Genomic DNA, 19,423 nt, shown 5'->3' on the forward strand with positions numbered 1-19,423 from the left:
GCGCCCGTATATCGGGGCGGGAGGCGCGGTGAAACCTCATTTTCCGGCGAGGGGTGAAAGGTCGCGCCAGCCGTAGGCGACCTCGTCGAAGCTGCCGCCCTCCACCGGCACGGTCTGCTCCTCCAGCAGCGCCCCGCCGAGATGCTCGTAGAAGCGGCGGGCGCGGGCGTTGCCCGACATCACCCAGAGGCTCGCCGCGCCGTGGCCCGCGGCCCGCAGCCGTGCCGCCCCGGCTCGCATCAGCGCCGCGCCGTGGCCCTGCCCCTGAGCCTCCGGGTGGATGTAGAGCGCGTAGATCTCGCCCGCATAGGTTGCCTTGTGGCGCTCTGTCCGCTGCGCCCCGACCGACACAAAGCCGGTGAGGCCGCCCGCCTCGCTGACCAGCGTGACGCTCTGACCGGCCTCGAGGATCCGCACCCAGAGGGGCGCGCGGCGGGCGACGGTCATCGCCTCCAGCATCGGGGGCGGCACCATGCCGGGGTAGGTCGCGTGCCAGGCCGCCACCTGCGCTTCGGCGAGGGCGGGCGCGTCATCGCGTGTTGCAGGGCGGATCGCGGCGGTCATCGGTGGCACCGGCAGGGGTTGCGGCATGGGGTCGGACGGATTAGATAGCGCGCCGAACCACGCGGGAAAGCACAATGGAAAATGTCCTCCTCATCGTCCACCTGATTCTGGCGCTTTGCCTGATCGGCGTGGTGCTGCTTCAGCGGTCCGAGGGGGGCATGGGCTCGATGGGCGGCGGCGGCGGTGGCGGCGTGATGAGCGGCCGCGCGGCGGCAACCGCCATGGCCAAGCTGACCTGGATCTTCGCCATTGCCTTCATCTGCACCTCGATCGCGCTGACCATCCTGGCCGCGGCCGATGCGGGCTCCTCCTCGGTGGTCGACCGGATCACCGGCGGCACCGAAAGCGCCCCCGCCGACGCGGGCGCCGTGCCCGCCGGCGAAGACCTGCTGCCGCCCGGCGCGGGCGGCGACACGCCGCTGGTGCCGCAGGCCGCCGACTGAGGCCCTGCACCGCCCGCCTGAAGCCCTCCCTGCCCGCGTGGCGGGGAGCCCGAAGGCAGCCCTTCAATCGACCCCACAAGACGTTGCGTCAGCGTTAACAAGCGCAACATGATGTTGGGTGGGGAGTAGACTTTCAGCCGCGAATCTCCTATATCTCAAATCCCGTGATGCAGCGTGGATCGGAGCCGCGCTGCAACGCATTTCAAGGCAGGAATCACGGGAGCCCACCACCACATGGCACGTTTCATCTTCATCACCGGCGGCGTGGTTTCTTCTCTCGGGAAAGGTCTCGCCTCGGCGGCCATGGGGGCGCTGCTTCAGGCGCGCGGCTACTCGGTGCGGCTGCGCAAGCTGGACCCCTACCTCAACGTCGATCCGGGCACGATGAGCCCCTTCGAGCACGGCGAGGTGTTCGTCACCGACGACGGCGCCGAAACCGACCTGGACCTCGGCCACTACGAGCGCTTCACCGGGGTCTCCGCCCGGCAGACCGACAGCATCTCCTCGGGCCGGATCTACTCGAACGTGCTGGAGAAGGAGCGCCGGGGCGACTACCTCGGCAAGACCATCCAGGTCATTCCGCACGTCACCAACGAGATCAAGGATTTCATCTCGATCGGCGAGGACGAGGTGGATTTCATGCTCTGCGAGATCGGCGGCACGGTGGGCGACATCGAGGGCTTGCCGTTCTTCGAGGCGATCCGCCAGTTCGCGCAGGACAAGCCGCGCGGCCAGTGCATCTTCATGCATCTCACCCTGCTGCCCTACATCAAGGCCTCCGGCGAGCTGAAGACCAAGCCCACCCAGCACTCGGTGAAGGAGCTGCGCTCGATCGGGCTGGCGCCCGACATTCTCGTCTGCCGGGGCGAGGGGGCCATTCCGCAGAAGGAGCGCGAAAAGCTGGCGCTGTTCTGCAACGTGCGCCCCGATGCGGTGATCGCCGCGCCCGACCTTGCCAGCATCTACGAGGCGCCGCTGGCCTATCACCGCGAGGGGCTGGACCAGGCGGTGCTCGATGCCTTCCAGATCTCCCCTGCCCCGCGCCCCAACCTCAGCCGCTGGGAGGATGTGTATGACCGCATCCACCGCACCGACGGCGAGGTGAAGGTGGCGATCGTGGGCAAGTACACCCAGCTCGAGGATGCCTACAAATCCATCGCCGAGGCGCTGACCCATGGCGGCATGGCCAACCGGGTGAAGGTGAAGGCGGAGTGGATCGACGCCGAGATCTTCGACCGCGAGGACGTGGCCCCGCATCTGGAGGGCTTCCATGCCATCCTCGTGCCCGGCGGCTTCGGCGAGCGCGGGACGGAAGGCAAGATCAAGGCCGCGCAATTCGCCCGCGAGCGCAAGGTGCCCTACCTCGGCATCTGCCTCGGCATGCAGATGGCGGTGATCGAGGCTGCGCGCAATCTGGCCGGGCTGGAGAAGGCGGGCAGCGAGGAGTTCGACCACGAGGCCGGCAAGAAGCGGTTCGAGCCGGTGGTCTATCACCTCAAGGAGTGGGTGCAGGGCAACCAGAAGGTGAAGCGCAAGGCCAGCGACGCCAAGGGCGGCACCATGCGGCTCGGCGCCTATGACGCGGTGCTGAAGGGCGGCAGCAAGGTGGCCGAGATCTACGGCAGCACCGCCATCGACGAGCGCCACCGCCACCGCTACGAGGTGGATATCGCCTACAAGGACAAGCTCGAGCAGAGCGGGCTGGCGTTTTCGGGGATGAGCCCGGACGGCCGGCTGCCCGAGATCGTCGAGGTCAAGGATCACCCCTGGTTCATCGGCGTGCAGTTTCACCCCGAGCTGAAGAGCAAGCCCTTCGCGCCGCATCCGCTGTTTGCCGATTTCGTGAAGGCGGCGGTGGAGAACTCGCGGCTGGTCTGAGGTGCTCTCCTACCAGCACGCCTACCACGCCGGGAACCTCGCGGATGTGCATAAGCACGCCCTGCTGGCGGCGGCGCTCGACTACCTGACCCGCAAGGACAAGCCGCTGAGCTACATCGAGACCCACGCCGGGCGCGGGCTTTACGACCTTGGCTCGGCAGAGGCCCGCAAGACCGGCGAGGCGGCGCAGGGGATCGCGCTGGCGGAGCCCTGGTTCGGCGCGGAGCACCCCTATGCGCGGGCGCTCGGGGCGGTGCGGGCGGCGCATGGGCCGGACGCCTATCCGGGCTCGCCGCTCATTGCCCAGGCGCTGCTGCGCGAGACCGACAGCCTGCATCTCGCCGAGTTGCATCCGCAGGAGGCCGCCGCGCTGCGCCAGAACGCGGGCCGGGAGCGCAACACCCGGGTGCATCAGCAAGACGGCTTCGAGCTGGCCGCCAGCCTCTGCCCGCCCGAGCCGCGGCGCGGGCTGATGCTGATCGACCCGAGCTGGGAGCTGAAGGACGACTACGTGCGGGTGCCGAGGGTGGTGGCCGGGCTGGTGCGCAAGTGGAACGTGGGCGTCATCATGATCTGGTATCCGATCTTGACCGACCCACAGCATGAAGACATGATTGGACGTATATCGGAGAGCCAACCCGAGGCCCTGATCCATGAGGTCGCCTTTCCCCCGGCGCGGGAGGGCCATCGCATGATCGGCTCCGGCATGGCGATCCTCAATCCGCCCTGGGGCCTGGGAGACACGGCCCGGGCCCTGACCGCGCAGTTCGGGGCCCTCTGAGAGAGAGGAATTGGCAGGATGGTCGCGCAGCCCGAGCGAGCCCAAGATCAGCCCGTGTCGCGGCACCGCCGCGTGGCCGTGCCAAGGCCCTGAACATCTGAAGGAGGCGCACGCCCCGTGTTCACCGAGTTTCTTCACCGCCTGACCGGCACGGCACGGACCAAGGGACAGGTCCTGCCGCCGCTCGACGCGCGGCTGGCGCTGGCCGCGCTGCTGGTGCGGGTGGCCAAGAGCGACCACACCTATCTCGCCTCCGAGATCAGCCGGATCGACAAGCTGCTGGCGCGGCGCTTCGGGCTGAACCCGGTGGAGGCCGCCAAGCTGCGGGCGACGGCGGAAAAGCTCGAGCACCAGGCGCCGCCGACCGAGGATTTCACCGCGCTGATCCGCGAGGCTGTCAGCTACGAGGAGCGGATCGAGGTGCTCGACGCGCTCTGGCAGGTGGTGATGGCCGACGGGGTGGAAAACCCCGAGGAGGCCGAGGTGCTGGCGGTGGTCACCGAGGCGCTCGGGCTCGCGGCCTCCGATGCGGCGGAGGTGGAGCGGCAGAACGCGGGCTGACCCGCGGGGGCGCGCACCTGGCTGGCTGAGGAGCCACCCGCGGCGAAAGAACTGCCCGATCGGGGCCGCGACGAGTTGCGCCGCCAAGACAGCCCTCTATATCTGCTGGCATGTTTGCAGATTTCATCAGGCGCCTGACCGGCGAGAATGACACGGGCGCGAGCGACGTGGACCCGAGGGCGGCCCTCCCCGCCCTGCTGGTGCGCGTGGCCCGCGCCGATGGCGATTATGCGCAGGTCGAGCGCGACATGATCCAGGGCATCACCCAGCGCTGGATCGGCGGGTCGCCCTTCGAGGCCGCGCAGGTGCTGGCCGAGGCCGAGGCGCTGGAGGCCGGCGCGGCCGACACGGTGCGCTTTACCCGCGCGATCAAGGATGCGGTGGCCTACGAGGGCCGGCGCGGCGTGGTCGAGGACATCTGGCGCGTGGTGCTGGCCGACGGGCGGCGCGACGCGGAGGAGGATGCGCTGATGCGGCTCATCGCCAACCTGCTCGGCGTCAACGACCGCGACTCGGCCCTGGCGCGGCAGGCGGTCTCGGACGGGGGCTGAGCGATGTTCCAGGCCGCCCTGCCGATGTATCTGCGGCCCGAGACGGAGCCCGCGCTCAACCTCTTCTGGGGCATCATCCGCGACGGCATCGTGGCCCGCGGCGCGGCGCTGCCGAAGGACCTGCCCGAGGCGCTGGCCGCGCCGGAGGCGCTCTGGGCGCACTGGCTCGCGCCCGATCTGATCCTGAGCCAGGCCTGCTCCCTGCCCTTCCGGGCGCAGCTGCGCGACAAGGTGGTTTATGTCATCACGCTGGATTACGGCCTGCCGGGGTGCCCCGAGGGCTATTACAACTCGGTGGTCGTGACCCGGCCCGGCGGCGTGCCGGAGGGCGTGCTGGCCTGCAACGCGACCAACTCGCAATCGGGCTGGGCCGCGGCGCGGGAGGTGATCGAGGCCGGGCGCGGCCTGGCGGGCGCCGTGCTTGCCACCGGGGCGCATCTGGCCTCGCTCGAGGCCGTGGCCGAGGGCCGGGCCGACTGGGCCTGCATCGACGCGCAGACCTGGGCCCTGGCGCAGCGCTGGGAGCCTGTGGCGGCGCGGGTCGAGGAGCGCTTTCGCACCGCCCCCACGCCCGGCCTGCCGCTCATCACCGCGCCGGGCCAGAATGCCACCGAAATCGCCTCTGCGGTCGAGGAGGCGGCGCAGCTGCTCGACGAGACCACCCGGCAAACCCTTGGGTTGAAAGGCGCGGTGCGGCTCACGGGCCAGATGTATCTCGACATGCCCATTCCTGAGGCACCTGCCGCCTGAACGGGCGAACGCTGCGGAAACCTCGCCCCTTCCGCCTTGCAATCAAACGGGTTTTGCGTCCTACTCCGGGCTTGCAACCCAGCTGACGAGGCGCTGTGTCACCACAACCCGTGATCGAGATCAGAGGCCTGCACAAGGCCTACGGAAGCCTTGAAGTGCTCAAGGGCGTCGACATGCGCGCCCGGAAGGGCGAGGTCATTTCGCTCATCGGGTCGTCGGGCTCGGGCAAGTCGACCCTGCTGCGCTGCGCCAACCTCCTCGAAGACAGCCAGCAGGGCGAGATCCTGTTCAGCGGCGAGGCGGTGAAGTGGAAGGGCGAGGCGTCGCACCGGCGGCCGGCGGACGCGCGGCAGGTGCTTCGGATCCGGACCAACCTCAGCATGGTGTTCCAGCAGTTCAACCTCTGGGCCCACATGACGATCCTGCAGAACGTGATGGAAGCGCCGGTGACCGTGCTCAGGCGCGACAGGGCCGAGGTGGAGGCCGCCGCGCGCGTCTATCTCGACAAGGTGGGGATCGGCGACAAGGCCGAGGCCTACCCGGCGCAGCTTTCGGGCGGGCAGCAGCAGCGGGCGGCGATCGCCCGCGCGCTGGCGATGGAGCCGGAGGCGCTGCTCTTCGACGAGCCCACCAGCGCGCTCGACCCCGAGCTGGAGCAGGAGGTGGTGAAGGTCATCAAGGCGCTGGCCGAAGAGGGCCGGACCATGATCCTGGTGACCCATGACATGCGGATGGCGCGCGATGTCTCCGACCACATTCTCTTTCTGCACCAGGGGCTTGTCGAGGAAGAGGGCGCCCCGGCCGAGATGTTCGGCGCGCCCCGGTCGGAGCGGCTGCGCAGCTTCCTCTCTCATTCGGGCGAGATGGCCTGATGCGCCTGCGGCTGGCATTGGCGCTCCTGGCCGGGATCTGGGCCGGGGTCTGGGCCGGGGTTTGGGCCGGGGCGGCTGCGGCCGACAGCTCGGTTCGGATCGGCACCGAGGCGGCCTTTCCGCCCTATACCTTCCGCGACCGTTCGGGCGCGCTGCGCGGCTTCGACATCGAACTGGGCAATGAGATCTGCCGCCGGGCCGACCTGAAATGCGAGTGGGTGGTGAACGACTGGGAGAGCATCCTGCCCAACCTGATCGACGGCAAGTATGACGTGGTGATGGCCGGCATGGCGGTGACCAGCGCGCGGGCGCGGATGGTGGATTTCTCGCTCGGCTACGAGACCGGCAGCAACGCCGCCTCCGCCGTCCTGGTGCGCAGCGGCGCAGCCACCTCCGACCGGCCCCGCGTGGGTGTGCAGGCGGCGACCATCCACGAGGACTGGGCCCGCGCCATGGAGGCCAGCGTCAGCACCTACCCGACGCTGGTGGCCACCGTCGAGGCGCTCTTCGACGGGCGGGTGGACGAGGTGCTGGGCCCCCAGGCCTTTCTCGAGGGGGTGGCGCGCAACGGCGGCGGCAAGGTCGAGATCGCCGAGGTCTTCGGCATCCCCTCCGGCGATACCGCGGCCGCCTTCCGCAAGGAGGATGACGCGCTGCGCGACAAATTCGATTCCGCCATCGCCGACATGCTGCACGACGGCAGCATCGCGGCGATGGCCGACAAGTGGTTCCAGGCCGGGGACGGCACGGAATAGGTAACCAAAACAAGGACCAACGGGAGAACGACAATGTTCAAGACCTTGATGACCGTGGGCGTCGCGCTGGCGCTCACCTCGGGCGCCGCGATGGCACAGACCGTGCGTATCGGCACCGAGGGCGCCTATGCGCCCTATAACTTCATCAACGATGCCGGCGAGATCGACGGCTTCGAGAAGGAGCTGGGCGACGAGCTTTGCGTCCGCGCCGAGCTGACCTGCGAGTGGGTGAAGAACGACTGGGACAGCATCATCCCCAACCTCGTGAGCGGCAACTACGACGCGATCATGGCCGGCATGAGCATCACCGACGAACGCGATGAGGTGATCGACTTCACCCAGAACTACACGCCCCCCGCCGCCTCGGCCTATGCCGCGGCCGCCGAGGATGCCGACATCGAGGGCGGCGTGATCGCCGCGCAGACCGCCACCATCCAGGCCGCCCATGTGGCCGAGGGCGGCGCGACCCTGCTGGAGTTCGCCACCCCCGAGGAGACCGTGGCCGCCGTGCGCAACGGCGAGGCCGACGCGGTGTTTGCCGACAAGGACTACCTCGTGCCGCTGGTCGAGGAGTCGGGCGGTGCGCTGGTCTTCGTGGGCGACGACGTGCCGCTCGGTGGCGGTATCGGCGTTGGCGTGCGCGAGAGCGACGGCGAGCTGAAGGACAAGCTCGACGCCGCCATCGGATCGATGAAGGAAGACGGCACGCTCAACGCGATGATCGTCAAGTGGTTCGGCGACGGCGCCGCGATCTACGAATGATCTGAGACACAGGGCCGGCCCCGGATGCGGGCCGGCCCATCCAGCCCCGCATGTTTGAGTTCTGCGCCCAACCCGACACGCTCTCCGGCCTGACATGGCTGAGCTGTTACCTCACCACGGGGGTGCATTTCTCGTTCTATGCGGCCTTCGGAAAGGTGCTGCTGCTGCTCGCTCTGGCCGCGCCCTCGGCCCTCATCATGGGCTTTCTGGGCGCCATGGCGGCCCGGTCGCTGGTGGCGCCGCTGCGCTGGTTCGGCAAGGGCTACATCTCGGTCGTCCGGGGCGTGCCCGACGTGGCCTTCTTCCTGTTCTTCGTGATCGCGCTCGACCAGCTCTTCGAGTGGCTGCGCCACGAGGTGAAATGCCCCGGCTGGGATCAGCCGATCCGCCAGGGCAACGATTTTCTGGTCTGCCCCGCCGCCAAGCTGCCGCTCGGCACCGCGCCGGAGTGGCAACACGAGACCTATGGGTTCCTGCTCGCGGTGCTGACCTTCGCCATCGTCTTCGGGGCCTTTGCCGCCAATGTGCTCTACGGCGCGATGCGGGCCGTGCCGCGGGCGCAGATGGAGACGGCGGAGGCCTACGGCATGTCGCGCCGCCAGGCCTTCTGGCGGGTGATGGTGCCGCAGATGTGGGTCTATGCGCTGCCCGGCCTCTCCAATACCTGGATGGTGCTGATCAAGGCCACGCCGCTGCTGTTTCTGCTTGGCATCGAGGATATCGTCTACTGGGCGCGGGAGCTGGGCGGCACCAAGACCGCGCGGTTTTCCGACTATCCGCACGGTGACTGGCGGATGTGGTACTTCCTGGCGCTGCTGGTCTTCTACCTCGCCTTCACCCGCGTCTCGGAAATAGTGCTGCGGCGGCTGAGCGACCGGCTCTCGCACGGGCAGGCAACGGCCGCAGGCGAAGCGCAGCGGAGGGCCGGGGTGTGAGCTGCACCGAGACCATCGCCGACTATGCCTTCCGTTCGCTGGGATACGGGGAGCGGTTGCTGCCGCGGTCCGAATTCACCCTCTGCCAGCATTTCGTGCTGATCGGCTCGGGGCTGATCTGGAACATCTACTTCGGCACGGTGGCGCTGGTCAGCGGCTTCTTCCTGGCGATCACGGTCGCGCTCGGCAAGGCCTCGGCCAACCCCTGGCTGCGCAAGCCGGCAGAGTGGTTCATCCTGGTCTTCCGGGGCACGCCCTTCTTCATCCAGTGCTTCTTCGCCTATTTCGCCTTCCTGTCGCTGAAGGGACAATACGCATTCTTCGACCCGTTCACCGCCGCCTGGCTCGGCGCGGTGATCGTGCTGTTCCTCAACACCTCGGCCTATTCGGGCGAGATCTTCTACGGCGCGCTGCGCTCGATCCCCAAGGGCGACATCGAGGCGGCCGATGCCTATGGCCTCAGCGGCTGGAGCCGGTTCCGGCGGATCGTCTTTCCGACGATGCTCCGGCTCGGCTGGCCGGCCTATACCAACGAGGCGATCTTTCTGTTTCACACCACCACGCTTGTCTTCTTCAGCGGCTTTCCGGCCCGACAGCAGGGGGGCGATGCGCTCTACTACGCGAGCTATTTCGCGGACAAGACATTCAACCCCTTCATCCCCTACCCGATCCTCGCCTTCTATTTCATCCTGCTGACGCTCTGCATCATCGGGATCTACAGCCTGATCGGGCGGCGGCTGAACCGGCATCTTCCGCAGGAGCGGCGGGCAAAATTCAGGCTGAGGCCGCAGTTGATCAGATGAGCGAGACGATACGATTTGGCGCGGTGGACCTGAACGGCCAGGCGCGCGGCAAGCGGGTGCCCGCAAGCTATGCGGAGAAGCTGGAGAAGGGGGTGGCGCGGCTGCCCCTGAGCGTGCTCAACGTCGACCTCTGGGGCGAGGACATCGAGGACAGCCCGCTGGTGTTCAAGTCGGGCGACCGGGACGGCGTGCTGCGCCCCTCCCCGCGCGGCCCCCTGGCCCTGCCCTGGATCGACCGGCCCAGCGAGCTGTGGCTGATGCGGATGCACCTGCAATCGGGCGAGCCCTTCGAGGGCTGCCCGCAGCGGGCGCTGGGGCGGGTGCTGGAGCGCTATGCGGCGAAGGGCTGGCGGGTGGATGCAGCCTTCGAGATGGAGTTTCACCTGCTCGACGACGAGGGCGGCACGCTCTCGGCGCCGATCAGCCCGCGCACCGGGCGCAGGGTGCGGCGGGCCGATGTGAACTCGCTCCTCGGTCTCGACGCCTTCGACGACTTCTTCACCGATCTCTACGACGGGTGCGAGGCGATGGGGATTCCGGCCGAGGCGGCGATCTCGGAGGCGGGCGTGGGCCAGTTCGAGCTGTCGCTCACCCATGAGGAAGCGAGCCGGGCCGCCGAGAGCGCCTGGGCCTTCAAGCAGCTCGCCCGCGGGCTGGCGCGGCGGCACGACATGGCGGCGAGCTTCATGGCCAAGCCCTTCGAGGATGACACCGGCAACGGGCTGCATGTGCATTTCTCGGTGATCGACGCCGAGGGCCGCAACATCTTCGACGACGGCTCCGAGCAGGGCAACGAGGTGCTGCGCTCGGCGGTGGCGGGCTGCCTCAATGCCCTGCCCGCCTCGATGCTGATCTTCGCGCCCCATGCCAACAGCTACGAGCGGCTGGTGCCGGGCGCCCATGCCCCGGTGCAGGCCAGCTGGGCCTACGAGAACCGGACCGCCGCCATCCGCATCCCCGCGGGTCCGGGCAAGGCGCGGCGGATCGAGCACCGGGTGGCCGGGGGCGATGCCAACCCCTTCCTGCACCTCGCCGCCGTGCTGGGCGCCGCGCTGAACGGGATCGAGGCCGGGCTGACCCCGCCCGCGCCGATCACCGGCAACGCCTACGAGCAGGAGCTGCCCGCCCTGCCGACCGATTGGGAGAGCGCGATCGACGCCTTCGACGAGAGCCCGGAGATCGCCGAGATCTTCCACCCCCGGCTGATCGACTGTTTCACCCGCACCAAGCGGCAGGAGCTGAAGCGCTGCGAGGGGCTGGCGCGGGACGACCTGGTGCTGCTCTGCCTGGAGACGGTGTAGGGGCGGGCTACGCCCACCCGTCTCGCGCCACCAACACCGCTTGCGGCTGCCCGCGCCGGGGCATACCGTCTGGCAAGGCCAGAAGGAGGCTTCCATGCACATCGGCATTCTGCAATGCGGCCACTGCCCGCCCGAGCTTCAGCCCCATGTCGGCGACTATCCCGGCATGTTCGAGAAGCTGCTGGACGGCCACGGCTTTACCTTTGCCAGCTGGGCGGTCTGCGACATGGAGTTTCCCAACTCGATCGACGCCGCCGATGGCTGGCTGATCACCGGGTCGCGCCACGGGGTCTACGAGGATCACCCCTGGATCGAGCCGCTGGAGCAGATCATCCGGGCGATCTACCTCGCGCCGAAGCCGCTGGTGGGCGTCTGCTTCGGCCACCAGATCGTCGCGCAGGCGCTGGGCGGCAAGGTGGAGAAGAGCGACAAGGGCTGGGGCGTGGGCCGGCAGGAGTATCTCTGGGGCAACGAGGTGGTGGCGCTGAACGCCTGGCACCAGGACCAGGTCATCACCCCGCCGAAGGAGGCGGCCACGGTCTCGTCGAACAAGTTCTGCGAACATGCCGCCCTGCTCTACGGCGATCGCATCCTGACCGTGCAGGCCCACCCCGAGTTCGGGCGCGAGATGATGCAGGGGCTGATCAACGTGCGCGGCGCCGCGGTGCCCGAGGCGCGGCTGGCCTATGCCCAGCAGATGCTCGACAAGCCGATCGACAACGCCCGGCTGGGCAATGACATGGCCGATTTCTTCAAGGCCTCGCGCGACTGGCAGGGGGCCGCGGAATGACCGATTTCATCTCGCAACTCCCCGACACCGCCCGCGACTGGCTCAAGGGCCGCCGCCTCGACGAGGTGGAGTGCATCGTGGGCGATCTCGCCGGCGTGGCGCGGGGCAAGGCGATGCCGGCCAGCAAGTTTGCCAAGCAGAGCCATTTCTACCTGCCCAACTCGATCTTCCTGCAAACCATCACCGGAGACTGGGCCTCGCTGGAGGATCAGCCCTTCACCGAGCCCGACATGGTGCTGACCCCCGATTTCAGCACCGCGACCGCCGCGCCCTGGACCGCCGACGTTTCGCTCCAGGTGATCCACGACATCAACGACCAGCAGGGCCAGCCGGTGCCCGTTGCCCCGCGCAATGTGCTGAAGCGGATCGTGGCGCTCTACGCCGAGATGGGCCTGACCCCGGTGGTGGCGCCGGAGATGGAGTTCTACCTCGTCGCGCCCAACGTGGACCCGGGCCACGAGATCCAGCCTCCGATGGGCCGCACCGGCCGCCGTGCCGCCGCCCGGCAGGCCTATTCGATGGCCGCGATCGACGACTTCGGCGCGGTCATCGACGACATCTACGACTTCGCCGAGGCCCAGGGCTTCGAGATCGACGGCATCCTCCAGGAGGGCGGTGCCGGGCAGATCGAGATCAACCTGCGCCATGGCGACCCGGTGCTGCTGGCCGACGAGATCTTCTACTTCAAGCGGATGATCCGCGAGGCGGCCTTTCGGCACGAGAGCTACGCCACCTTCATGGCCAAGCCGATCCAGGACGAGCCCGGAAGTGCCATGCACATCCACCACTCGGTCGTCGATGCGAAGACCGGGCGCAACATCTTCTCCAACCCCGATGGCAGCGAGAACGAGAGTTTCGCGCATTTCATCGGCGGGTTGCAGCGGCACCTGCCCGCCGCCGTCGCGCTCTTTGCGCCCTACGTCAACAGCTACCGCCGCTACGTGCCTGACTATGCCGCGCCGATCAACCTGAGCTGGGGCCGCGACAACCGCACCACCGGCCTGCGGGTGCCGATCAGCGGCCCCGAGGCGCGGCGCATCGAGAACCGCCTGCCGGGGATGGATTGCAACCCCTACCTCGGGCTGGCCGCCTCGCTCGCCTGCGGGCTGCTGGGCCTGCGCGAGAAGATAGATCCGAGCCCCGAGTTCACCGCAGAGGCCTATACCCAGGAGGCCGACATTCCGACCACGCTGGGCGAGGCGCTGGACCTCTTCGAGGAGGACAAGGCGCTGCACGAGCTGGTCACCGAGAAGTTCACCGAGACCTACCTCGCGGTAAAGCGGCTCGAGTACAAGGGCTTCATGCAGGTCATCTCCCCCTGGGAGCGCGAGCACCTGCTGCTGAACGTATGAAGGGGGCGGCACTGTTCGCGGGCGGCGCGGTGCTGGGCGCTGCGCTCGGCGCGGGCGGAGCCTGGCTCTACGGGGCGCTGTCGGGCCTTGCGGCGCTGGGCGCCGCGCTCTCCGGAGCCCAGGGCAGCGCGGCGGTGGCCGGCCCGGCGCAGTTCGACGCGCCGGTGATGGTGCTGCAACGCCAGTATCTCGCGCGCGGCGCGGAGGGCATTTCACTGATCCTGACCGAGAGCGCCACCGGCGGAGAGGCGGTCTTTGTGGCCGATGCCGCCGGGCTCTCCGGCCATGTCGACAGCGAGGTGATGAGCACCGGCCAGTCGGTCGCCGCGGTGGCCTTCAGCCTCGGGGGCGCGCTCGCGAACTGGCGGACCTACGCCTTGCTGGTGCAGGAGGGCGAGGTGGTCGACAAGGTGACCTGCTGGCGCTGCGACGTGCGCCTGCCGGACTTCAGGGGTGCGGATGTGGCGGCGCTTGTGGCGCAGGGCCGGGCGATCCGGCCCGAACACCGCACCTTCGACAGTGAGGAGGCCTTCGAAGCGGCGCTCGCGGCGGCCAGGACCGACGGGGGCGTGATCGTGGATCGCAAGGCGCAGTTCGGGCAGAGCGGCGGAGAAGGCGCGACATTCTGGGTTCTCAACACATGGGTGATGCCATGAAACTTCTCCACGCCAACGGCAAGCGCGGCGCGCATACCACGAGCTGGTATGCCGCGAGCGCCGAGGCACCCGGACCGTTCGAGCCGCTGAAGGGCGAGGTCCGCGCCGATGTGGCGGTGGTGGGCGGGGGCTTTACCGGGCTCTCGGCGGCGCTGCACCTGGCGCGGGCGGGCGCGAAGGTGGTGCTGGTGGAGGCGCAGCGCGTCGGCTGGGGCGCCTCGGGGCGCAACGGCGGGCAGGTGGCCCCGGCGCTCAACATGCACCAGGACGTGCTGGAGGCCCGTCTCGGCCGCCCGGCGGCGGAGGGCTACTGGCGGATCGGGCAGGAGGCGGTGGCGCTGGTGCGCGCACTGCTGGATGAATTGGCGCCCGAGGCCGACTGGCAGCCGGGCGTGCTGCACAGCTTCTGGCAGCAGGGCGAGGCCGAGGAGGCGGCGCAATATGCCGCCTTCCTGCGCCGCGAATATGGCTACGAGAGCCAGGAGGTGCTCGACGCGGGCGGCGTGCGGCGGTTCATCGGCACCGAGGTCTACAAGGGCGGCGTGGTGGACTGGACGGCCGGGCACATCCACCCGCTGGCCTTCGCCTTCGGGCTGGCGCGGGGGGCTTCAGAGGCGGGCGCCGACCTGCACGAGATGAGCGAGGTCCACCGGATCGCGCCCGAAGGCGGCAAGGTGCTGGTGGCGACCGACCGGGGCCGGGTGCTGGCCGACCAGGTGATCCTCGGCTGCAACGGCTACATGGAGGGGTTGGCGCCCAAGGTGCAGGCGCGGGTCATGCCGATCAACAACTACATGGTGGCGACCGAGCCTCTGGGCGACCGCGCGGCCGAGGTGATGCCCCGCAACGTGGCGGTGGCCGACAGCAAGTTCATCATCAACTACTACCGCCTGAGCGCCGACAGGCGGCTGATCTTCGGCGGCGGCGAGAGCTACGGCTACCGCTTTCCGCAAGACATCGCCGGCAAGGTGCGGGTGCCGCTGGAGCGGATCTTTCCGCAGCTCGAGGGCGTGAAGATCACCCATGGCTGGGGCGGCACGCTGGGGATCACCGTGAAGCGGGTGCCGCTCTTCATGCGACCCGCGCCGGGGGTGATGTCGGCCGGGGGCTACTCGGGGCACGGCGTGGCGCTGGCCACCAAGGCGGGCGAGATCATGGCCCGCGCGGTGGGCGGCGACGAGGACGACTTCGAGCTGATGGCCCGCCTGCCCTGCCCGCCCTTCCCCGGCGGCCCGCTCCTGCGCACGCCGATCACCACGGCGGCGATGATGTGGTACGGGCTGCGCGACCGGCTCGGGATCTAGGGCGAAGACGCCTCGCAGGGCGAAGAATCCGGCAGGGGCGCTCTTCGCAGGGGGAGGGCCGAAAGGCGGAACGATGTTCTGCCCACGAGACCGTTATCGAAATTTCACTTGGGGGTGCCTGCGGTTTCAGCTACATGTTTCCTGAAAGAGCATTTCAGAAAACCTGAAAGAGGTACGCAGCGATGACACAGGCTTCCAACGAGCGGGCCCCCAACGTCTACGACGCCGAACCCATCCCCGAGGCCGCCCGTGCCGAGATCGACCGCCTGCTGCAATCGGGCGACCTGTTTCGCTACACCGCGCCCGAAGGCGCGCCCGTCGCCCTTCTGGAGCGGGAATTCGCCGAGCTGATGGGCTCCACCTATGCGCTGGCCGTCTCCTCCTGCTCCGCCGCGCTGTTCCTGTCGCTGAAGGCGCTCGACCTGCCGCGCGGGGCCCGGGTGCTGATCCCCGCCTTCACCTTCGCCGCCGTGCCCTCGGCCGTGGTGCATGCCGACTGCGAGCCGGTGCTCTGCGAGGTGGGCGAGAACTACCGGCTCGACCTGGCCGACTTCGAGGCCAAGCTGCCGGGCGTCGATTGCGTGCTCATCAGCCACATGCGCGGCCATACCTCCGACATGGACGCGATCATGGCGCTGGCCGATGCCGCCGGCATCCCGGTGCTCGAAGACGCAGCACATTCGCTCGGCACCGTCTGGCATGGCCGCAAGATCGGCACCATCGGCAAGATCGGCTGCTTCTCCTTCCAGAGCTACAAGCTGGTGAACGCGGGCGAAGGCGGCATCCTGATCACCGATGACCCCGAGCTGGTGGCCCGCGCGGTCATCATGAGCGGCGCCTACGAGCACGCCTGGAAAAAGAACATGGGGCTCGAGGCCCATTACAAGCGCTGGCAGAACAAGCTGCCGCTCTACAACATGCGGATGCAGAACCTGTCGGCCGCCGTGATCCGCCCGCAGCTGGCCGAGGTGGCCCGCCGGGTGCGCGATGGCCGCGCCGGGCACGACCGGGTGGCCGCGAGCCTGAACATGAGCCCCTGGCTCGACGTGCCGCCGCCCCTGCCGGGCGAGCTGCGCGCGCCGGATTCGATCCAGTTCAACCTCGTCGGCCTGTCCGACGCCGAGGTGCGCGATTTCGCCGAGGCCTCTGCCGCGCGGGGCGTGAAGGTGCAGGTCTTCGGGATGAGCGAAGACAACGCCCGCGCCTTCTGGAACTGGCAGTTCCTGGGCGATCTGCCCGAGCTGCCGCGCACCCGCGCCATGCTGATGCGCGCCTGCGACGTGCGCCTGCCCGCGCGGCTCACCGATGCGGAGCTGGATTACGTCTCCGCTGCCCTGGTGGGGGCCGCGAGCCAGGTGAAGGGCGCGATCGCCGCCGAGTGAGGCCGGGCGGAGGACATCCTCGGGCCTGACCCGAGGATCCCATGGCCGGGAGCTCCTCGGGTCAGGCCCGAGGACGGCACGGCTCATAGCAGCTTCAGATCTCCCGCGAGCCAGGGGAACCGCTCCACCGCGGGTGTGACCACCAGCGTGTCGATCAGCGGGCGAAGCTTGCCGGCCATGCGCTCGGGCATGGTCGAAAGCACGCCCGCGCGGGCATTGAGCGAGATGGTGCGCGACAGCGGCGCGAAGGGCAGCGGCAGGATATCCGCGCTCTGCTGAAAGCGGTGGGCCCGGCCCAGCGCGAGCGGCGTGAGGATGGTCCAGCCTGCCCCCTCGGCCACCAGCGCCATGATCGCGTGATAGCTGTCGAGCTCGAAGCGGTGCGAGAGCCGCAGGTTCTGCCGCGCGAGGTGATCCGAGATCGTGCGACCCATCAGGTGACGGGTCGTGTACTGGATCAGCGGCAGCTTCTGGAGCTGGCCCGCCACGTCCTCCCCCGCAACCGCGCCGCGCGGCACGGCGGCGACGAAGGGCTCCTGCATGAGCGGGTGCACCTCCATCCATTCCGCCGCCGCGCCCATGTCGGCCGCCACGATCACGTCGAGCGCACGGGTGTCGAGCAGGTCGAAGAGCCGGTGGGAGGCGCCGGTTTCGAGCAGGAACTGGCAGTTGGCCAGCTCGCCCGCCATCGAGCTGAGGAGCTGGGGGGTCACGTCGGAGTCGAAGTCCTCGATCATCCCGAGCCGCAGCGAGGTGAGCGCCGCCATGTCGCCGCCCGCGATCTCGGCCCGCGCCGCCGCCGCCTCGTTGAGGATGTTCTGCGCCCGGCGCTTCAGCGCCTCGCCCGCCGGCGTCAGCGCCACCGGGCGGGTGGAGCGGTCCATCAGCGGCACGCCCATCGCCCCCTCGAGCGCCGTGAGCTGCTGGGAAACGGCAGAGACAGAGGCCCCCAGCCGCCGGGCCGCCGCCGAAACGGCCCCCTCCTCGGCGGTCGCCAGGAAGACCTCGACCTGCCAGAGGGTGATGCGTCCGGTCTTGTCTGGCATGGGGCGGCGGCTCCTTGATTGGGGCGCACGCTATGGCCATTGCGGAGGCTGCGCAACTGCGGCAGGGTCGCGGCCATGGAGACAACCGGACGCTGCCTTTGCGGGGCCACCCGCTTTGCCTTTGCGACTGAGGCGGTGCTCTGGCAGGGCCTGTGCACCTGCGAGAGCTGCCGCCGCGCAAGCGGGGCGCCGGTGGTGGGCTGGATCGGCGTGACGAACGGCGCCTGGCGCTGGGAGGGCGCGCCTCCGGGGCGCTACTCGAGCCGGCCCGGGGTGGAACGCTGCTTCTGCACCCGCTGCGGCGCGCCGCTCACCTATGCCAGCGCCGACCACCCGGGAGAGACCCATTTCCTGGCCGCGCAGCTTGACGACCCCATGGGCTTCGTGCCCGATCATACAGACCATTCCGATGAGGCCCTGCCGTGGTTGGCGGCCCATCACCTGCCCCAGGAGACACCATGACCACACCGCAAAGCTGGGAGGCCCGCGCCGAGGCCGCCACTCTCTATGGTTTCACCGATCTTCCCACGATCCATGCCCGCGGGACCGTGGTGCTGACCCACGGCGAGGGCCCCTATGTGGTGGACGTGCACGGGCGGCGCTACCTCGATGCCAACTCCGGCCTCTGGAACATGGTCGCCGGCTTCGACCATCCCGGGCTGACGGCGGCGGCGCAGGAGGCCTATGCGCGGTTTCCGGGCTACCACGCCTTCTTCGGCCGGATGAGCGACCAGACGGTGATGCTCTCGGAAAAGCTGGTGGAGGTCTCCCCCTTCGACCGGGGCCGGGTGTTCTACACCAACTCCGGCAGCGAGGCGAACGACACGATGGTCAAGATGCTCTGGTTCCTTGCCGGGGCCGAGGGCAAGCCGCAGCGGCGCAAGATCCTGACCCGGAAGAACGCCTATCACGGGGTGACGGCGGTGAGCGCCTCGATGACCGGCAAGCCCTACAACGAGGTCTTCGGCCTGCCCCTGCCGGGCTTTCTGCACCTGACCTGCCCGCACTACTGGCGCGAGGGCAAGCCGGGCGAGAGCGAGGCCGAGTTCGTGGCGCGGCTGGCCGCCGAGCTGGAAGAGGTGATCGCGCGCGAGGGCGCCGATACCATCGCCGGCTTCTTCGCCGAGCCGGTGATGGGCGCGGGCGGGGTGATCCCGGCGCCGGAGGGCTACTTCCAGGCGGTGCAGAAGGTGCTGAAGGCGCACGGGATTCCGCTCGTCTCCGACGAGGTGATCTGCGGGTTCGGGCGCACCGGCGCGGTCTGGGGCTGCGAGAGCTACGACTTCGTGCCCGATGCGATCATTTCGTCCAAGTGCCTGACGGCGGGGTTCTTTCCGATGGGCGCGGTGATCCTGGGGCCGGAGCTGGCCGACCGGGTGCAGGCGGCTTCCGAGGCGATCGAGGAGTTCCCCCACGGCTTTACCGCCAGCGGGCATCCGGTGGGCTGCGCGATTGCGCTGAAGGCGATCGACGTGATCCTGAACGAGGGGCTGATCGACCGGGTCCGGGAGCTGACGCCGATGTTCGAGGCCGGGATGGCGCGGATCGGCGAGAAGGCCAACATCGGCGAGGTGCGCGGGCGCGGGCTGATGGGCGCGCTGGAGGCGGTGGCCGACAAGGCCAGCAAGACCCCCTTCGACGGGTCGCTCTCGGTCAGCGAAAGGATTGCCAATGCCTGCACCGACGAGGGGCTGATCTGCCGCCCGCTGGGCCAGTCGATCGTGCTTTGCCCGCCGTTCATCGTGACCGAAGGCCAGATGGCGGAAATGTTCGAGAAGCTGGAAGGCGCGCTCGACAAGGTCTTTGCCGAGGTCGCCTGAGGCCGGAGCGGTGTGGGGGGCACCCCGCCACACCACGCGCGCTCACGGGGATCGGCCCCGCCAGCGATGCGCCGGGCAAGGCCCTGGGGTCCGGCGCGTCAGCTGTGATGCCCGGTC

21 protein-coding genes are annotated in these 19,423 nt (G+C 69.1%); 19 read left to right on the forward strand and 2 right to left on the reverse strand.

Annotated elements, in window-relative coordinates:
* Positions 1-36 precede the first annotated feature (36 nt).
* Positions 37-591, reverse strand: a complete 555-nt coding sequence (locus BUR94_RS11280; protein WP_084193007.1) for a GNAT family N-acetyltransferase — start codon at positions 589-591, stop codon at positions 37-39.
* 47 nt (positions 592-638) lie between these two features.
* Here BUR94_RS11280 and secG point away from each other — a divergent pair, with 47 nt between their 5' ends.
* From secG to BUR94_RS11365, 17 genes are all read left to right on the forward strand, one after another.
* Positions 639-1,007, forward strand: coding sequence for a preprotein translocase subunit SecG (secG, locus tag BUR94_RS11285; RefSeq protein ID WP_074256328.1), 369 nt, complete (start codon positions 639-641; stop codon positions 1,005-1,007).
* 234 nt (positions 1,008-1,241) lie between these two features.
* Positions 1,242-2,885: a CTP synthase gene (locus BUR94_RS11290; RefSeq protein WP_074256329.1), complete on the forward strand. Its 1,644-nt coding sequence runs from the start codon at positions 1,242-1,244 to the stop codon at positions 2,883-2,885.
* A 1-nt stretch (position 2,886) separates the two neighbouring features.
* Positions 2,887-3,666 carry a 23S rRNA (adenine(2030)-N(6))-methyltransferase RlmJ gene (locus BUR94_RS11295; RefSeq protein ID WP_074256330.1) on the forward strand — a complete coding sequence of 260 codons (780 nt, stop codon included), beginning with the start codon at positions 2,887-2,889 and terminating at the stop codon, positions 3,664-3,666.
* A 117-nt stretch (positions 3,667-3,783) separates the two neighbouring features.
* Positions 3,784-4,227, forward strand: coding sequence for a tellurite resistance TerB family protein (locus BUR94_RS11300; RefSeq protein ID WP_074256331.1), 444 nt, complete (start codon positions 3,784-3,786; stop codon positions 4,225-4,227).
* Positions 4,228-4,337: 110 nt separating this feature from the next.
* On the forward strand, positions 4,338-4,778 hold the full coding sequence (locus tag BUR94_RS11305) for a tellurite resistance TerB family protein (protein WP_074256332.1): 441 nt from the start codon (positions 4,338-4,340) through the stop codon (positions 4,776-4,778).
* Between the two features lie 3 nt (positions 4,779-4,781).
* Complete coding sequence (locus BUR94_RS11310) at positions 4,782-5,528, forward strand: substrate-binding domain-containing protein (RefSeq protein WP_074256333.1); 747 nt, start codon at positions 4,782-4,784, stop codon at positions 5,526-5,528.
* A gap of 95 nt (positions 5,529-5,623) precedes the next feature.
* Positions 5,624-6,400 (forward strand): ABC transporter ATP-binding protein, encoded by a 777-nt coding sequence (locus BUR94_RS11315; protein ID WP_074256334.1) that lies wholly within the window; start codon positions 5,624-5,626, stop codon positions 6,398-6,400.
* Complete coding sequence (locus tag BUR94_RS11320) at positions 6,400-7,155, forward strand: ABC transporter substrate-binding protein (RefSeq protein WP_074256335.1); 756 nt, start codon at positions 6,400-6,402, stop codon at positions 7,153-7,155. The genes BUR94_RS11315 and BUR94_RS11320 overlap by 1 nt, the downstream gene beginning before the upstream one ends.
* A gap of 33 nt (positions 7,156-7,188) precedes the next feature.
* The gene (locus BUR94_RS11325; RefSeq protein ID WP_245794442.1) at positions 7,189-7,917 is read left to right on the forward strand and encodes a transporter substrate-binding domain-containing protein; all 729 of its coding nucleotides are present in this window, start codon (positions 7,189-7,191) and stop codon (positions 7,915-7,917) included.
* A 50-nt stretch (positions 7,918-7,967) separates the two neighbouring features.
* Positions 7,968-8,852, forward strand: coding sequence for an ABC transporter permease (locus tag BUR94_RS11330; protein WP_074256336.1), 885 nt, complete (start codon positions 7,968-7,970; stop codon positions 8,850-8,852).
* On the forward strand, positions 8,849-9,655 hold the full coding sequence (locus tag BUR94_RS11335) for an ABC transporter permease (RefSeq protein ID WP_074256337.1): 807 nt from the start codon (positions 8,849-8,851) through the stop codon (positions 9,653-9,655). The genes BUR94_RS11330 and BUR94_RS11335 overlap by 4 nt, the downstream gene beginning before the upstream one ends.
* The gene (locus BUR94_RS11340; RefSeq protein WP_074256338.1) at positions 9,652-10,956 is read left to right on the forward strand and encodes a glutamine synthetase family protein; all 1,305 of its coding nucleotides are present in this window, start codon (positions 9,652-9,654) and stop codon (positions 10,954-10,956) included. Before BUR94_RS11335 ends, BUR94_RS11340 begins: the two co-directional genes overlap by 4 nt.
* 94 nt (positions 10,957-11,050) lie before the next feature.
* Positions 11,051-11,746, forward strand: a complete 696-nt coding sequence (locus BUR94_RS11345) for a type 1 glutamine amidotransferase (protein ID WP_074256339.1) — start codon at positions 11,051-11,053, stop codon at positions 11,744-11,746.
* A complete protein-coding gene (locus BUR94_RS11350) occupies positions 11,743-13,098 on the forward strand; it encodes a glutamine synthetase family protein (RefSeq protein WP_074256340.1) in 1,356 nt (451 codons plus the stop codon). Before BUR94_RS11345 ends, BUR94_RS11350 begins: the two co-directional genes overlap by 4 nt.
* Positions 13,095-13,754, forward strand: coding sequence for a hypothetical protein (locus BUR94_RS11355; RefSeq protein WP_074256341.1), 660 nt, complete (start codon positions 13,095-13,097; stop codon positions 13,752-13,754). Before BUR94_RS11350 ends, BUR94_RS11355 begins: the two co-directional genes overlap by 4 nt.
* The gene (locus BUR94_RS11360) at positions 13,751-15,058 is read left to right on the forward strand and encodes an NAD(P)/FAD-dependent oxidoreductase (RefSeq protein WP_074257696.1); all 1,308 of its coding nucleotides are present in this window, start codon (positions 13,751-13,753) and stop codon (positions 15,056-15,058) included. The genes BUR94_RS11355 and BUR94_RS11360 overlap by 4 nt, the downstream gene beginning before the upstream one ends.
* A 182-nt stretch (positions 15,059-15,240) precedes the next feature.
* Positions 15,241-16,440, forward strand: a complete 1,200-nt coding sequence (locus BUR94_RS11365) for a DegT/DnrJ/EryC1/StrS family aminotransferase (protein ID WP_074256342.1) — start codon at positions 15,241-15,243, stop codon at positions 16,438-16,440.
* An 83-nt stretch (positions 16,441-16,523) separates the two neighbouring features.
* Here BUR94_RS11365 and BUR94_RS11370 read toward each other — a convergent pair whose 3' ends face one another.
* Positions 16,524-17,486, reverse strand: a complete 963-nt coding sequence (locus tag BUR94_RS11370) for a LysR family transcriptional regulator (RefSeq protein ID WP_074256343.1) — start codon at positions 17,484-17,486, stop codon at positions 16,524-16,526.
* A gap of 75 nt (positions 17,487-17,561) precedes the next feature.
* Between BUR94_RS11370 and BUR94_RS11375 the strand changes: the two genes are divergently transcribed.
* A complete protein-coding gene (locus BUR94_RS11375) occupies positions 17,562-17,948 on the forward strand; it encodes a GFA family protein (RefSeq protein ID WP_074256344.1) in 387 nt (128 codons plus the stop codon).
* The gene (locus BUR94_RS11380) at positions 17,945-19,306 is read left to right on the forward strand and encodes an aminotransferase (protein WP_074256345.1); all 1,362 of its coding nucleotides are present in this window, start codon (positions 17,945-17,947) and stop codon (positions 19,304-19,306) included. The genes BUR94_RS11375 and BUR94_RS11380 overlap by 4 nt, the downstream gene beginning before the upstream one ends.
* The last annotated feature ends 117 nt before the right edge of the window (positions 19,307-19,423 follow it).

Origin of the sequence: Vannielia litorea (genome assembly GCF_900142295.1) — a bacterium.
Classification (GTDB): domain Bacteria; phylum Pseudomonadota; class Alphaproteobacteria; order Rhodobacterales; family Rhodobacteraceae; genus Vannielia; species Vannielia litorea.

Excerpts from the sequence above, each read along its gene's own strand:
- BUR94_RS11280 (WP_084193007.1), bottom strand. The coding sequence starts at position 591 with ATGCCGCAACCCCTGCCGGTGCCACCGATGACCGCCGCGATCCGCCCT.
- secG (WP_074256328.1), top strand. The coding sequence starts at position 639 with ATGGAAAATGTCCTCCTCATCGTCCACCTGATTCTGGCGCTTTGCCTG.
- BUR94_RS11290 (WP_074256329.1), top strand. The coding sequence starts at position 1,242 with ATGGCACGTTTCATCTTCATCACCGGCGGCGTGGTTTCTTCTCTCGGG.
- BUR94_RS11305 (WP_074256332.1), top strand. The coding sequence starts at position 4,338 with ATGTTTGCAGATTTCATCAGGCGCCTGACCGGCGAGAATGACACGGGC.
- BUR94_RS11310 (WP_074256333.1), top strand. The coding sequence starts at position 4,782 with ATGTTCCAGGCCGCCCTGCCGATGTATCTGCGGCCCGAGACGGAGCCC.
- BUR94_RS11320 (WP_074256335.1), top strand. The coding sequence starts at position 6,400 with ATGCGCCTGCGGCTGGCATTGGCGCTCCTGGCCGGGATCTGGGCCGGG.
- BUR94_RS11325 (WP_245794442.1), top strand. The coding sequence starts at position 7,189 with ATGTTCAAGACCTTGATGACCGTGGGCGTCGCGCTGGCGCTCACCTCG.
- BUR94_RS11330 (WP_074256336.1), top strand. The coding sequence starts at position 7,968 with ATGTTTGAGTTCTGCGCCCAACCCGACACGCTCTCCGGCCTGACATGG.
- BUR94_RS11340 (WP_074256338.1), top strand. The coding sequence starts at position 9,652 with ATGAGCGAGACGATACGATTTGGCGCGGTGGACCTGAACGGCCAGGCG.
- BUR94_RS11345 (WP_074256339.1), top strand. The coding sequence starts at position 11,051 with ATGCACATCGGCATTCTGCAATGCGGCCACTGCCCGCCCGAGCTTCAG.
- BUR94_RS11350 (WP_074256340.1), top strand. The coding sequence starts at position 11,743 with ATGACCGATTTCATCTCGCAACTCCCCGACACCGCCCGCGACTGGCTC.
- BUR94_RS11355 (WP_074256341.1), top strand. The coding sequence starts at position 13,095 with ATGAAGGGGGCGGCACTGTTCGCGGGCGGCGCGGTGCTGGGCGCTGCG.
- BUR94_RS11360 (WP_074257696.1), top strand. The coding sequence starts at position 13,751 with ATGAAACTTCTCCACGCCAACGGCAAGCGCGGCGCGCATACCACGAGC.
- BUR94_RS11365 (WP_074256342.1), top strand. The coding sequence starts at position 15,241 with ATGACACAGGCTTCCAACGAGCGGGCCCCCAACGTCTACGACGCCGAA.
- BUR94_RS11370 (WP_074256343.1), bottom strand. The coding sequence starts at position 17,486 with ATGCCAGACAAGACCGGACGCATCACCCTCTGGCAGGTCGAGGTCTTC.
- BUR94_RS11375 (WP_074256344.1), top strand. The coding sequence starts at position 17,562 with ATGGAGACAACCGGACGCTGCCTTTGCGGGGCCACCCGCTTTGCCTTT.
- BUR94_RS11380 (WP_074256345.1), top strand. The coding sequence starts at position 17,945 with ATGACCACACCGCAAAGCTGGGAGGCCCGCGCCGAGGCCGCCACTCTC.